The sequence below is a fragment of the Variovorax boronicumulans genome (assembly GCF_019352895.1).
Lineage (GTDB): Bacteria > Pseudomonadota > Gammaproteobacteria > Burkholderiales > Burkholderiaceae_C > Variovorax > Variovorax boronicumulans_A.
On record NZ_JAAAFX010000011.1, the window covers coordinates 1 to 233 of the forward strand.

General features: G+C 62.7%; 1 protein-coding gene. It reads right to left on the bottom strand.

Going from position 1 to position 233, the window contains the following annotated elements; all coding sequences use genetic code 11:
* Positions 1-233, bottom strand: a 233-nt coding sequence (locus tag K0H49_RS26320; RefSeq protein ID WP_257625226.1) for a tripartite tricarboxylate transporter substrate-binding protein, incomplete at both ends; no start/stop codon positions are given.

Sequence of the window (233 nt, forward strand, 5' to 3'; positions counted from 1 at the left end):
TCCGCCTTCAGCTCGCTCTGGAACAACAGGCCGCACAGGTGCGAGGCCGAGCCGATGCCCGCGTTGCCCAGGTTCACCTTGCCCGGGTTCTTGCCGATCCACTCGCGCAGTTCCTTGAAGTTGTTGGCTTCGAGCTGCGGCTTGCCGATCACGGTCATGGGCACGTCGTTGATCAGGCCCAGGTACTCGAAGTCGGTCTCGTAGTTGTAGGGCAGCTTGCGGTAGAGCACCGG